We start from the raw sequence: 303 nt of genomic DNA on the forward strand, positions 1-303 counted from the left end.
CGAGGCGATCTGGTTGGCCACCGAACCGATCGACATGCGCGCAGGCGTCGACACTGCCCTGGCGCGCGTCGTCAAGGTCTTCGGTGCTGCGAAGGCACACCATGCCTATCTCTTTGCCAACTGCGTATTTCGGAGGAGCGTGACCGGTGGTTTCGGCATCGTGACCGATGATTTCGGGAACGTGACCGGCAATTCCGGTGACGTGACCGAAGAGGTTTCGAGCCAGATCTGACCGGTTGCACGGTCGGTGCTGACGTTGCGTATGAACCACCCGCTGGGCATAGCCTCGCGCCCTTTGAGGGC

1 protein-coding gene is annotated in these 303 nt (G+C 61.7%); it reads left to right on the forward strand.

Going from position 1 to position 303, the window contains the following annotated elements; genetic code table 11:
- Window positions 1-232: IS66 family insertion sequence element accessory protein TnpB (locus tag QN397_RS26660; protein ID WP_323502527.1), on the forward strand; the 232-nt coding region annotated here is incomplete at its 5' end.
- Window positions 233-303 lie beyond the last annotated feature (71 nt).

Source organism: Variovorax sp. RTB1, from assembly GCF_035018765.1.
Lineage (GTDB): Bacteria > Pseudomonadota > Gammaproteobacteria > Burkholderiales > Burkholderiaceae_C > Variovorax.